At 61.5% G+C, this 13281-nt stretch carries 13 protein-coding genes; all 13 read right to left on the minus strand.

Translation table 11 applies throughout. The annotated features are described in order from the left end of the window. Nucleotides 1–45 precede the first annotated feature (45 nt). The gene (locus NKH67_RS23850; protein WP_352502662.1) at nt 46–312 is read right to left on the minus strand and encodes a hypothetical protein; all 267 of its coding nucleotides are present in this window, start codon (nt 310–312) and stop codon (nt 46–48) included. A 160-nt stretch (nt 313–472) separates the two neighbouring features. Beyond that, the gene (locus NKH67_RS23855) at nt 473–1165 is read right to left on the minus strand and encodes a response regulator transcription factor (protein WP_352448298.1); all 693 of its coding nucleotides are present in this window, start codon (nt 1163–1165) and stop codon (nt 473–475) included. Next, a complete protein-coding gene (locus NKH67_RS23860; RefSeq protein WP_352502663.1) occupies nt 1162–3903 on the minus strand; it encodes a DUF4118 domain-containing protein in 2742 nt (913 codons plus the stop codon). The genes NKH67_RS23855 and NKH67_RS23860 overlap by 4 nt, the downstream gene beginning before the upstream one ends. A gap of 53 nt (nt 3904–3956) precedes the next feature. Then, on the minus strand, nt 3957–4526 hold the full coding sequence (gene kdpC, locus NKH67_RS23865; protein WP_352502664.1) for a potassium-transporting ATPase subunit KdpC: 570 nt from the start codon (nt 4524–4526) through the stop codon (nt 3957–3959). Between the two features lie 12 nt (nt 4527–4538). Beyond that, nucleotides 4539–6632 (minus strand): potassium-transporting ATPase subunit KdpB, encoded by a 2094-nt coding sequence (kdpB, locus tag NKH67_RS23870; protein ID WP_352502665.1) that lies wholly within the window; start codon nt 6630–6632, stop codon nt 4539–4541. Further along, entirely contained in the window at nt 6629–6838 is a 210-nt protein-coding gene (locus NKH67_RS23875; protein ID WP_352502666.1) for a hypothetical protein, read from the minus strand. The genes kdpB and NKH67_RS23875 overlap by 4 nt, the downstream gene beginning before the upstream one ends. Nucleotides 6839–6845: 7 nt before the next feature. Then, entirely contained in the window at nt 6846–8549 is a 1704-nt protein-coding gene (kdpA, locus tag NKH67_RS23880) for a potassium-transporting ATPase subunit KdpA (protein ID WP_352502667.1), read from the minus strand. A gap of 25 nt (nt 8550–8574) precedes the next feature. Beyond that, on the minus strand, nt 8575–8664 hold the full coding sequence (locus NKH67_RS23885) for a K(+)-transporting ATPase subunit F (RefSeq protein WP_023675300.1): 90 nt from the start codon (nt 8662–8664) through the stop codon (nt 8575–8577). Nucleotides 8665–8998: 334 nt separating this feature from the next. After that, the gene (locus NKH67_RS23890; protein ID WP_352502668.1) at nt 8999–10480 is read right to left on the minus strand and encodes a hypothetical protein; all 1482 of its coding nucleotides are present in this window, start codon (nt 10478–10480) and stop codon (nt 8999–9001) included. A gap of 109 nt (nt 10481–10589) precedes the next feature. After that, on the minus strand, nt 10590–10772 hold the full coding sequence (locus tag NKH67_RS23895) for a hypothetical protein (RefSeq protein ID WP_352469832.1): 183 nt from the start codon (nt 10770–10772) through the stop codon (nt 10590–10592). Next, nucleotides 10772–10960 carry a DUF3606 domain-containing protein gene (locus NKH67_RS23900; protein WP_352502669.1) on the minus strand — a complete coding sequence of 63 codons (189 nt, stop codon included), beginning with the start codon at nt 10958–10960 and terminating at the stop codon, nt 10772–10774. The genes NKH67_RS23895 and NKH67_RS23900 overlap by 1 nt, the downstream gene beginning before the upstream one ends. Nucleotides 10961–11193: 233 nt before the next feature. Continuing rightward, nucleotides 11194–11424 carry a hypothetical protein gene (locus tag NKH67_RS23905; RefSeq protein ID WP_352469460.1) on the minus strand — a complete coding sequence of 77 codons (231 nt, stop codon included), beginning with the start codon at nt 11422–11424 and terminating at the stop codon, nt 11194–11196. A 615-nt stretch (nt 11425–12039) separates the two neighbouring features. Next, the gene (locus NKH67_RS23910) at nt 12040–13077 is read right to left on the minus strand and encodes an IS110 family RNA-guided transposase (RefSeq protein ID WP_352502670.1); all 1038 of its coding nucleotides are present in this window, start codon (nt 13075–13077) and stop codon (nt 12040–12042) included. Nucleotides 13078–13281: the final 204 nt, after the last annotated feature.

The following is a 13281-nucleotide window of genomic DNA, read 5'->3' on the forward strand; positions in this document are numbered from 1 at the left end:
TTCCCCAGTATATAAGTCGGCTAAATAAATGAAAGGGACCGGTCGTCAGCGGCAGGTGCTGACAAAGCCGCTCCCCGACGGCAGCAACTGGCAAGTTGGCCTCATCTGCGGCACCTCCTGCCGTTGCGGTATTGGGATTTGGCGATCCTGGGCACGGTACTGCTGTTGCTGCTGCTGGTATTGCTGCCGCCGCAGCCTGTTCTCCAACATCTGCAACTGGTCTTGCTGGATCAACACGTTGCGATCGGCGGGACTGCCGACCTGTGCCGATGCAGCTGGATTTACGCCCGACAGCATCGCCGCAGTCAGCATTGCCGACCCTAGAAACGTCAATAGACGAAGCCGTGGCATTCGTTCATTCCCGCACAAAACCAATCTTCGCTTAATATAGGGCTTTTGTCCGGCGACGCCATGGCCGCCGCTGATTTGAAGCGGATTGGAAGGGGCATTTCCGCTTCGGATGCTCGTCCCGTCAATCGACTTCGCGCAGCCGGTATCCGACGCCGGTCTCGGTCGTGATATAGCGGGGCTGGTCGGGCGTCTTCTCAATCTTTAGCCTGAGTTGCCGGACATAGACTCTGAGATATTGAACGTCGGTGGAATCGCCCCAGACCTGCTTCAGCAGGAACTGGTGGGTGAGAACCTTGCCGGCGTGCTGCACCAAGGTGCGAAGAATGTCGTATTCCTTCGGCGAGAGCTTTATCTCCTTGTCCTCGACCTTGACGATGCGCTTCACCAGATCGACGGAGAGGTCGCCGGTCTGGAACACCGGTCTCTCACCCTGCTGCTGGAACTTGTGGCGAAGCGCGACGCGGATGCGTGCGACAAGCTCGTTCATACCGAATGGCTTGGTGACATAATCGTCGGCGCCGAGTTCGAGGGCCGAGACGATGCCGGCCTCGTCGGTGCGGCTGGAAAGAATAACCACGGGAATGTCCAGGCCATCATCCCGCCATTTGCGGAGCAACTCATGCCCGCTCATGCCGGGCAGGCCGAGATCGAGCAGCACAAGGTCCGGCTTTTCCGTCGCGATGAGTTCAATCGCCGCCCTGGCGTTCGGCGCCTCGCTGATCGCATAGCCTTGGCTGCCAAGCCCGACGCGAAGCAGTTTCCGGATCGGCGGTTCGTCGTCCACCACCAATATCCTGACGTCCAGGCTCGTCATGCCAGATCGTCCATATTTTGATGGCCCGTCTCGGGTTCGCCGAGATTGGGCAGTTCCGCCGGCACCAGTTGCATCTTGATCGTGAAAACCGCCCCCGAGCGGTCGGACCTGTTTGCCGCCAAGAGCGTCCCGCCCATCGCTTCGATGAAGCCGCGGCAAATCGACAGGCCGAGCCCGGTGCCGGCACGCACCTGGTCACCCTTGCGCACACGGTAGAAAGTGTCGAAAACGCGCTCTAGATCCGCTGGAGGAATGCCTGGTCCCTCATCCATGATCTGCAGGATGACGAAGCCGTTGTCGGCCCAGGCTTGCAGGCGGATCGTCGAACCTGGCGGCGCGTATTTTGCAGCATTGTCGAGGAGGTTGAACAGCACCTGTTCGAACAGAACGGGGTCGACCCGCAACATCGGCAGATCCGATGGAATGTCGATCTCGGTCTTATGCTCGCCGACGATTTTGCGGGCCCGATGCAGGGCTGAGCCGACAATGTCGCCGAGATAGTGAAACGCATAGTTCGGCTCCATAGTGCCGGATTCGATCTTGGTCATATCGAGTAGGTTGGCGATGAAGCGGTTAAGCCTCTCCGCTTCATCGAGCACGGTCGACAGCAGTTCCGCCCGGTCCTGCTCGGGAAGTGCGGCCTCGAAGTCCCTGAGTGTTCCGGCTGCGCCCATGATGGCGGCAAGCGGCGTTTTCAAATCGTGGGAAATGGAGGTGAGCAAGGCCGAGCGCAGACGGTCTGCCTCGGCCGCGAGCTTGGCCCGGTCAACATCGGCGACGAGCTGGATGCGTTCGATGGCGACCGCCGCCTGGTCGGCGAGCGCATCGAGCAGACGCTGCTGCTCGGGTGTCAGCAGCGGACCTTGCTTGTCGTTGTCGAGGCCAACGACGCCCACCGCCGTGCGTCCGGTCCGCAGGGGCAGATAGAGGCGCTTTGCTCCGGGCAGCGTGTCGGCGCCGCGCCCGGCGGCGCGGTTATGCTCCCACGCCCAACGGGCTGCTGCGATGTCGGCCTCGGCCAGCGTGTCGTCGGGTGGGTAGCCGGCCTTGACCGCAATCGTGCCGTTCTCCGGCAGAAGCAGCACCACGCGCAGCTTCAGCATCGAGGCGATCTGGAAGGCAGTTGCCCAGAGAACGTCATCAAGCGTCCCAGCGCCGGCGAGCTTCTTTGAGAAGAGATAAATATCTTCTGTGGCGCGTGCCCGCGAGCGCGCGGCGACCGCCTGACGCTGCACGCGCGCTGTTAGATTGCTGCCAATGACCGCAACAACCAGGAAGACAGCCAGCGCAACGATGCTCTCCGGATCCTCGATCGTCAGCGTGTAGCGTGGTTCCAGGAAGAAATAGTTGAAGGCAATGGCGCTGATGAGGCAGGCATACAAAGCCGGCCAGAGACCGCCGGTCACCGCCGACGTCAGGACCCCAATGAGAAAGATGATCGCCAGATTGCGGACGTCGAGAAACTGGTCGAGAAGGACGGCGAAGGCGAGCGAGCCAACAACATAGGCCGTGGCCCTGAGATAGGGCCAGATCTCGAACTGCCACTGCTCGTCCGCCGCCTTGACGGTCCTCGACGTCGCCTCGGCGTTGCGTTCGTTTCCCGAAATGACATGGACGCTGATGTCGCCGGCATTGCGGATGAGATCGTAAGTGAGCGAGCCTTCGATCAATTCCCGCCAACGCGATCGGGTCGGCCTGCCGATCACGATATGGGTGAAGTTGTTCGCCGTCGCATGCCGAACGATGTCTTGCGCGACGTTCTGACCCGGAATGGTCGTCACCTCGGCACCGAGCTGCTCGGCAAGGCGCAGCTGCGTCGCCAGCCGATCCTTGTCCTCCTCGGGCATGGCAGCTGAACGAGGGGTATCGACATGAAGCGCCGTCCAAGGGGCGCGGAGCCGGTCGGCCAACCTCCGCGCATAACGTACACGGGCCGCCCCGCCCGGACGCGCATCGACGCAGACGAGAACCCTTTCCCCCGCCGCCCAAGGCCCGGGTATCGCGTGGGCCTGCATGTGGGTCAGCAACTGCTCGTCGACCCGCTGGGCAGTGCGGCGGAGCGCCAATTCCCGGAGCGCCGTCAGATTGCCCGGCGAGAAATAGTTCTCGATGGCGCGCTGGGCGGTGCTGGGGATGTAGACCTTGCCTTCCTCAAGCCGTTTGATCAGATCGTCGGGGGTGAGGTCGATGATCTCGATGTCGTCGGCCTGGTCGATTATGGAGTCGGGGACAGTTTCCCGCACCCTGACGCGGGTGATCTGCGCCACGACATCGTTCAGGCTCTCGACGTGCTGGATATTCAGCGTCGTGTAGACATCGATGCCGTGCGTCAGGATTTCCTGGACGTCGAGATAGCGCTTGGGGTGACGGCTGCCGGCGACATTGGTGTGGGCGAGTTCGTCGACCAGAACTAGCGCCGGGTGCCGGGCGAGGATGGCGTCGAGATTCATCTCCTCAAGGATCCGCCCCTTGTAATCGATCTCAAGGCGAGGAATGACCTCGTAGCCTTCGACCAGCGTCTGGGTTTCCTTGCGGCCGTGCGTCTCGACGATGCCGATCACCACGTCGACCCCGTCGGCCAGCCTGGCGCGGCCCGACATCAGCATTTCGTAGGTCTTGCCGACACCGGGGGCGGCGCCGAGAAATATCCTCAGGCGGCCGCGCTCCTCCCGCTCGGCATGCTCGAGCAGCGCGTCGGGAGAGGGCCTGGTTTCGGCGGTGCGTCTGTCGTCTGGCATACGGGTCAATCATGAACGGCGCCGGCTTCGGTGTCGATCCCGGCGCCGGTCCTTCACTGTTTCATGGCATCGTCCAGCGCAAGGTTGAGGGCCAGCACATTGACTACCGGCTCGCCGATGAATCCCAATTCGCGATCTTCGACATGGCTGTCGACAAGCGATTTGATCCTGGATTCATCGACGCCCCTGGCCTTGGCCACCCTGGCAACCTGAAAATAGGCCGCATCGGGGCTGATATGCGGATCGAGGCCGCTGCCGGACGTGGTGACCAGATTCATCGGTACCGGCTGGCTCGGGTTTTCGGCTCTCAGCTTTTCGGCGTCGCTCTTGATCCTGTCGATGAGCTTCGGGTTGGTCGGGCCGAGATTCGAGCCGCCCGAGGCGGCGGCATTGTAGCCGTCGCCGGCAGCCGACGGGCGGCCATGGAAGTAGCGGTCGCTTTCGAAAGCCTGGCCGATCAGCTCGGAACCGACGAGCTTGCCGTCCTTCTCGATCAGGCTGCCATTGGCCTGGCGCGAAAACAGCGCCTGGGCAATGCCGGTCATGCCGATCGGATAGACCAAACCCGTCAGAATGGTGAAGAAGACGATCATGACGATCGCGGGCCTGATTTGATTGAGCATCGACGTGGTTCCTTAGGCGAGACCGAGAGCGGTGATGGCCATGTCGATCATCTTGATGCCGACGAAGGGCACTACGACGCCGCCAAGGCCATAGACAATGAGATTGCGGCTGAGCAGCGCACCGGCGCCGACCGCGCGGTATTTGACGCCCCTCAGCGACAGCGGGATCAGCGCAATGATGATCAGCGCGTTGAAGATGATGGCCGAGAGGATAGCGCTCTGCGGCGTCGCCAGATGCATGACATTGAGCGCTTGCAGCGGCCCGGCGGTCTGGCCCGGGGCGATGTAGAAGACGGCGAATATTGCCGGGATGATGGCAAAATACTTGGCCACGTCGTTGGCGATGGAGAAGGTGGTCAGCGAGCCACGCGTCATCAGCAGCGCCTTGCCGATTTCGACGATCTCGATCAGCTTGGTCGGATCGCTGTCGAGATCGACCATGTTGCCGGCCTCGCGCGCCGCGACCGTGCCGGTGTTCATGGCAACGCCGACATCGGCCTGCGCAAGGGCCGGCGCATCGTTGGTGCCATCGCCGCACATCGCGACCAGTTTGCCTTTGGCCTGCTCGTCGCGGATCAGCTTCAACTTGTCCTCGGGCGTCGCCTGGGCAAGGAAGTCGTCGACGCCGGCTTCCGCCGCGATCGCCGCCGCGGTCATCGGATTATCGCCGGTGATCATCACCGTGCGGATGCCCATGCGGCGCAATTCGGCAAAGCGTTCTGCGATGCCGCCCTTGACGATGTCCTTCAGATGGACGACGCCGAGCAGGCGCCCGTCGCGCTCGACCGCGAGTGGAGTGCCACCCGATTTGGCGATCTCGTCGGCGATCGCCTGAAGGTCCCGGACGGTGTCGCTGCCGGGGCGCGTACTGCCTGTGGCAACGGTCGAGAGGTTGACGTGGGCAAGTACCGCATCGACTGCGCCCTTGCGGACCGAGGAGCCTTCCAGATCGACACCGCTCATGCGGGTTTGCGCGGTGAAGGGCACGAAAGTCGCGTGCAGGCTTGCCATGTCGCGGGCGCGGATGGCGTATTTTTCCTTCGCCAGGACGACGATCGAGCGGCCTTCCGGCGTTTCGTCGGCAAGCGAGGCAAGCTGAGCGGCGTCGGCCAGTTCCTGTTCGGTGACGCCCTTGACCGGACGAAATGCCGTCGCCTGACGGTTGCCCAGCGTGATGGTTCCGGTCTTGTCGAGCAGCAGCGTGTCGACATCGCCGGCCGCCTCGACGGCGCGGCCCGACATGGCGAGCACGTTGAAGCGCACCAGGCGGTCCATGCCGGCAATGCCGATAGCCGACAGCAGGGCGCCAATTGTGGTCGGGATCAGGGTAACGAACAGGGCGACCAGCACCGTCACCGGGATATAGCCGCCCGAATACGAGGCGAAGCTCGGGATCGTCGCCGTCGCCAGCACGAAGATTAGCGTCATGCCGACGAGCAGGATGTTGAGCGCGATCTCGTTGGGTGTCTTCTGGCGCTCGGCGCCCTCGACCAGCGAGATCATGCGGTCGAGGAACGTATGGCCGGCAGCCGCAGTGATGCGCACGCGGATCCAGTCGGACAAGACCTGCGTGCCGCCGGTCACCGCCGAACGATCGCCTCCGGATTCGCGGATGACCGGTGCGGATTCGCCGGTGATGGCCGCCTCGTTGACCGACGCCACGCCTTCGACCACCTCGCCGTCCGAGGGGATGATGTCGCCGGCTTCGACAAGCACGATGTCGCCGACCTTCAGGCTGGTGCCGGGCACCAGTTTGAACTTGCTGCGGTCGCCACCGTTCAACAGCTTGGCCTGCGTCTCGGTTCGCGCCCGACGCAGCGAGTCAGCTTGCGCCTTGCCGCGGCCTTCGGCCACCGCTTCGGCGAAATTGGCGAAGAGCACGGTGAACCACAGCCAGATGATGATCTGCAGCGTGAAGCCAAGATCGCCGCCGCTGGTAACGGGATCCTTGACGAACAGCACGGTGGTGAGCGCCGAGACGACGGCGACGACGAACATCACCGGGTTTCGCATCAAGGTGCGCGGGTTCAGTTTTCTGAAGGAACCGCCGATAGCGGGCCACAGAATGCGGGTATCCATGATGCTCACGGATTTCGACGGGCTCATTTGGTGGCTCCAGTGTCGATGTTGTTGACCGGTCGATCGTGTGCCGAACGAAGGTGCGGCGGCCCATAAGCCAGCAGCCAGATCATGATCAAGGCTGCCGCAATAGCGAGGAATGTGGACAGCGTCGGGAAAGGAGGGGGCGTTTTCTCCCCCTCCGGCTCGGGGCGATGCCCGACCTTTCGAGGTATGATCTTGAACCAGGGCATGGCCGTTTCAGAATGTCTGACCGCGAATCATCGCCAGGTGCTCGACGATCGGTCCGACCGCCAGGGCCGGGAAGAAGGTCAGACCGCCGACGATCAGGATGACACCGGCCAGCAGTCCGATGAACAGCGGACCATCGGTCGGGAAGGTGCCGGCGGAGGCAGGGACGGTCTTCTTCGTAACCAGCGAGCCAGCAATCGCCAACGCCGGAATAATGACCAGGAACCGGCCCATCAGCATGCCGATGCCGAGCGTTACGTTGTACCAGGGCGTGTTGCCGCTGAGGCCGCCAAAGGCGGAGCCATTGTTCGCCGCGGCCGAGGTGTAGGCATAGAGAACCTCGGAGAAGCCGTGCGGGCCGGCATTGGCGATGGAAGCAACGCCGGTCGGCAGCACCACCGCGATAGCGGTGAAGATCAGCATTGCAAGCGGCAGGCAGAGCACGCCCAGCATAGCCATCTTGACCTCCTTGGCCTCGATCTTCTTGCCGAGATATTCGGGCGTGCGTCCGACCATCAGCCCGGCGACGAAAACGGCAATGACGATGAACATCAGGATACCGTAGAAGCCGGCGCCGACGCCGCCGACAATGACCTCGCCGAGCTGCATGTTGATGATGGGGATCATGCCGCCGAGTGCGGTGAAGCTGTCATGCATGGCGTTGACCGCGCCGCAGGATGCGGCCGTGGTGATGACGGCAAACAGTGCCGACAGGGCGATGCCGAAGCGGCTCTCCTTGCCCTCCATGTTGCCGCCGTCGACACCCAGCGCATGAACAAGCGGATTGCCGGCGGTTTCCGCCCAGTAGCAGACGGCAACGCCGGCGATGAACAGCACGCCCATCGCCGACAGAATTGCCCAGCCCTGGCGCTGGTTGCCTACCATGCGGCCGAAGACATTGGTCAGCGCCGCGCCGAGGGCAAAGATCGTCACCATCTGGATCAGGTTCGAGATCGCGTCGGGATTTTCAAACGGGTGCGCGGCATTGGCGTTGAAGAAACCGCCGCCGTTGGTGCCGAGCATCTTGATGGCAACCTGGGAAGCGACCGGCCCGACCGCGATAGTCTGTTGCGCGCCTTCGAGCGTCGTCGCGTTGACGTAGGCAGCGAGCGTCTGCGGCATGCCGAGATAGACATAGACGAGAGTCAACACGATGCAAAAGGGCAAAAGCAGGTAGAGCGTGCCGCGGGTCATATCGACCCAGAAATTGCCGATCGATTTGCCTGAGGCCCTGGCAAAGCCGCGGATCAATGCGACCGCAATGGCGACGCCAGTCGCCGCCGACAGAAAATTCTGCACGGTCAAGCCGGCCATCTGCACGAGATAGGACATCGTGCTTTCGCCGCCGTAGTTCTGCCAGTTGGTGTTGGTCATGAAGCTGGCGGCGGTGTTGAAGGCCAGCCCAGGTTCGACGGCGGTCATGCCGGCCGGATTGTAGGGCAGGCCGCCTTGCAGCCGTTGCAGGAAATAGAGCACCAGGAAGCCGGCCAGGTTAAAGAACAGCAGGGCGGCCGCATAGGAGGTCCAGTGCTGCTCCTCGCGCTCGCTGGTCCCTGATATGCGGTAGAGCCCGCGCTCGAGCGGGGCCAGAATTGACGACAGGAATGTGCGCTCGCCGCTGAAAACGCGATGCATGTAGCCGCCGAGCGGCTTGGCCAGCAGAACGACGATCCCGCAATAGACGAGGATCTGCAGGCATCCGTTGATTGTCATGGGGTTGGCTCCTTGCCAGCGGAGATCAGAAGCGTTCCGGGCGAACGAGGGCGTATGTCAGGTAGGCGAGAAGAAACAAGGTCACGGCGCCGCCGAGGATATAGTCGAAAAGCATGTTACGATCCCCTAAACTTACAGCTTGTCGCAGGCTTTGATGTAGCCGAAGCACATAGCAAAGAACGCGATTCCAATCGCGACAACAACTATGTCCACCGCGCATTTTCCTTATGTTGTATTTGTTTGTTTACTTTAACAAACTATCAAAAACCCGTCGCCGCATCATATCGGCGGTTGGATACACCGCTCCTGTGAATATGGATCAAAGTGCCATAAAGGTTCGAGACGGGACGCGGAGCAAAGAAATCAAAATCCCATAAGGATTTCGCCGCCTCGGCGCTGGCCGAAGCTTCAGGGGGGAAGTGCGCACCGGCGCGCGAAGCTGCCGGGGCTCAGTCCGCGCGGGTGTAGATCACCGCGTAATCGTCCGCATAGGCCCGCTTCCAGCCCAGTTCGTCGAAGAATGGAATGCGGCTGTCGTCGGCGGCCAACAATGCCCAGCCTATCGTATATTTGTCGAGTTGGGCTTTCAGGATCGGCTTGCCCCGGCTGTGCCCCGTCTGCTCATCCGTTTCCGTAAAGCCATTCAGGAAGAGCTGATCCGCCCGGCCGTCGATAAACGTCCTGATGCCGTGGAAAATCAGCGTGCCGCCGAAATCGTAGGAGTTCAGCAGATTGCCCGACAGATTATGGGTTTGGGCAAAGGCCAGTGCGTCCCTCGCCGAGGTCTTCTGGCTCGGCGCGACCGGATAGCTCGTGAAGGCGGCAGCCGCCAAAACCAGCAAAACGGCAAGTCCAGCACAAATCCTGGAAAATTGCCGTGCGAAAAATTGTTCAAGTCCGTCACGCTTTTCCGTCGCCCATTTCTCGGCTGAAAGCACTGGATATTGTTGCGCGACCTCGACGGCAAGGACCACCGGCACGAGAAGAAAGAACAGGTACATGAACCGTATGTGGGTGAGATAGACGTGCAACGTGAAGACAAGGAACAGCGCCTTGGCCCAGCCAATGCGCAATCTCGACACGACCAGCCCGAAAAACGCCACCAGCAGGATCACCTCCTGGAGGGTATGCCGCGAGGCGTCGAATGGCTGCCACTCCGCAATGTAAGGCACCGCCTCATTGCCATAGGCCACGGTGAATGTGGCGAGTATTGCCTTGACGCCATAGGGGTTGAGCAGGCTGACCAGCGGGCAAAGCAGCCCGAAAGCAATCCACTTGGCCAGCAGCCGGGGGTTCGATAAGCGCGTGCGCATAAGCAGATCGAGGCCGGCGAAGGCGGCGATGACGAAACCGAAGGTGAAGGTGGCGTGGAGATTGGCCCACAGGCAAAGCAGCGCCAGCAGCCATAAGGGCGGTGCTTTCTCGTTGCGGGCGGCCTGGAAAAGACCGGCGGTCCAGACGACGATGATGGGCAAGGTAAAGATGTGCGGCCGGGCGACATAGATTGGCCCGATCAAGAGCGCGAGAACCAGCGTCAGTCCTATCGCCAGCGTCGGCTTCAACCACGCGCTGAGATACCACGACGTCAAGAAGACCGTCAGCGCGATTACTGCAGTCGCCAGCAGCACCACGCCGTTCCAGCCGCCGGCTTCAAAGGCAGTTGCAAGGAGAACCTGGCTAAGCCATTCCTTGGCGATCCATGGCTGGCCGGCAAAAGTGTAGGAATAGATGTCGACGGTGGGGAATGTGCGGCTTGCCAGCATATCCATGCCGACCTTGATGTGCCACCAGCTATCAGGATCCTGCAGGAGGGAGGTGGCAAAGGCGAGGAGCGCCGCCGCCATCACGACCGCCGCCAGCAGGCAAAACATCAGCCTCACATGCCGTATGTCGTCTATCGACGGCCTCGCCTCACCAGACATCCCGCGCATATGGCATCCCTAAGCCGCGATAGCGGAAGGCATAGGCCGAATTTGTTAGAAAACCGATAAGCCGCAGGATTGCGGCCCCTATGCCGCGCGTCCAACCGGCTGGGCGCGTTCAGCCCTCGGCCTTGAAGTTCTTGGCTTCCTTCTCGACCTTCGGGCTGTCCTTGCCGTGCTTGCGCATCAGATCCTTCGCCTGCTTCGGCGAAACGTCGGTGGTTTCGGCCAGGCGCAGAGCCTCCTTTTCGTCCAGATCGCGCGTCTTGCGGTCGGCCATTGCGGTTTTCTTGTCAGCCATTACGACGCTCTTATGCTTTCGGCGATTTCGTTCAGCACCTTGCGGTCGGTGCCGTGGCGCTTGATCAGCGTGCGCGCCTGCTCAGGGGTAATGCCCGCTTCCTCGGCGAAGTGACGTACCTCGTAGTCTTCGCCGCCCGCCACTCGTGAGCGGTCGCGACTGTCGGTCTTGGTTTTGTCGTCGGCCATGGCAGCTCTCCTCATCTCAACGAGAGCATAACGGGCAAGATTTCAGCGAGTTCCTTCGAGCGTGTCGCCCAACTACCGGCTTCGGGCATGACCCGGCATGAGCAGCGGTTTTGCTCAAAGCAAGGGCTTGGTGCCAGGCCGACCTTCACGCACAAACAGGCCGGCCTCTTTGGCGGCGCTGCCACCGCCCGCCACTGCTCCTGGGCGCAGCCTGATGTTCGTTCCAGATTGTTTTAATGGGAGCGATGGTCGAACACGACGCCCATGGTCCTACCAACCGCCGTCATGACGATAAGCTCGACCAGATCGTCGTCACTGTTGCCGCAGGCCGGAGCCGTCCTGCGAACGATGTCCAGCATCGCCCTCGTCGATATGGTGTCGCCGGCACCAAACCGTGAAAGCGCAGATGAAACAAGCTCTTGGGCTGTCAAGTCGGCGACCGTCACCCGCTTCACCACGTTCATTGGCTTCCTCCCACCATGAACCCTCTCCCGAGAGAATGATACGCCGAACGTCGCGTTTCGCCAGCAAAATGGTGGTCCTACCAGCGCGTGGGCAGCGACCGAAATCGTCGGTTTTTGCGGGAGGCAATCCGGGCGCGAGGCGGCAGCGCTTTGTGCCATGCGACTTCCCATGGACCCAATCCCGGCGGCCGGGATCGGTCTCAGTTTTATCTAATGGCAGTCTGATTCTTGGCAGTGTGGTCTGCTCGGTTGCGGCCGAAGCCGGCGCAGCAAGAACCACGGTGCGGGCAGAACCGGTCGATAGTGTTGAAAAAGTCCGGGTTGCAGCAGTCCTGAAGCACTTCTCTATTCGGCATGTTGAGGTCAAGCGCTTTCGAGCTTGCGGCTTCTCCGGCGTTTGACGTCTTTCGCGGGGCCTCGCTTCTCTACGGGATCGGCTTTAGCCCTCCCAGCATGGGATCAGGAGAATGAAGCGGCACAATCTGATTCGCGGCCTGATCGGCTGCAGTGAGCGACCGGTCCGAGTGCTTCAACGAACTCGCCTCATCCATCGTCCCGCGAAGGACGTGCTTCCGCCGGTGGCGGAACTTGTCTCTCTCCTTACGGCCTTCCCGGTCAGATAGCGGCTGGCGAGGCCTCCCGCGTCCAGCGGAATTCGGTGCCGTCCACCCACATGCGGTGCATGATGACCGCCAGCCGGCGGGCTAGTGCGACGATCGCTTTTCGCAGGCCGCACCGCTTGGCGACATTCATCGCCCACGCCTTCAGCCATGACCACTTCTTGACGCGCGTTAGCATCACTTGGGCGGCTTCGTAGAGCAAGGTGCGCATCATCCCGTCGCCGCACAGCGAGACGCGACCCACGCGGTGACTTTCACCTGATTGGTTGAGCACTGGCGTCAGTCCCAGGATGAACCCCACCGTTTTAGAGTTTCTGAATCGCTGTGGAATGTCGATCGTCGCGGTATAAGCCAGCGCCACCACAGGACCGACGCCGGAGATCGTCATCAAGCGCCGACAGACCTCATCGTCCCGCACGATTCTCAGAAGTCTGCGATGTAGAACTGTAAACTGTTCTCGCAGCTTGCAGCGCGCCTCCAGCAGCGGCGTGACAATTTCGGCCAGTTCACAGCGTCCTTCGACGAGCTCGCGAATCCGATCCTCAAACTTGACGGTCCCGACGACGCCAACCTTGAGCCCAAAATTGCGCAACAGGCCGCGCAGGTCGTTCTCGATGGCGAGGGCCTTTTCCTGCAGCAGCTTGCGCGCCGTCAGCAGCGCGCGGCGCTTCTGGCTCGTCAGCGTCTTGACATGCACCGGGCGGAACAGGTTGACGCGCATCATCTGTGCGATGCCGCGCGCATCATTGCGATCCGTCTTGTTCGGCCGCGCCTTGAGGAATGCCTTGGTGTGTCGGGTCTCGATGCAGATTGCCGGCAAACCGGCCTTGGCCAGGCCTTCGAACAGCCATTGCGACAACGGTCCGGCCTCGAGCCCGATCCGCTCGATGCGCAAGGCGGGACCTTTCAGAACCGCGGTGAGGTCGTCGGGGTGGCTGACCACCTTGACCTCGCGGCAGATCTTGCCAGTTTCATCGACAATGCAAACGGCGGTCTCTTTTACCGAGATATCCAATCCGGCATAATGCTTCATGCTGCGTTTCCTTTCCTGATGCTTGTGGCTGTAGCTGCAGACCACGTTCTATCATCAGCTCGGAGCGCAGCACCTCCGTCCATCACCGTCGAAGATGGGGCTCAAGCCGAATATCCCATCTGATTCAATCTTCGTCGTAAGAGGAGATTGAGTCGATGATGGGCGAGCAAAGTGTGATGCAGGAGGAGCTGTTCTACGGCTTCA

It is taken from the genome of Mesorhizobium sp. M0968 (assembly GCF_040319065.1).
GTDB lineage: Bacteria > Pseudomonadota > Alphaproteobacteria > Rhizobiales > Rhizobiaceae > Mesorhizobium.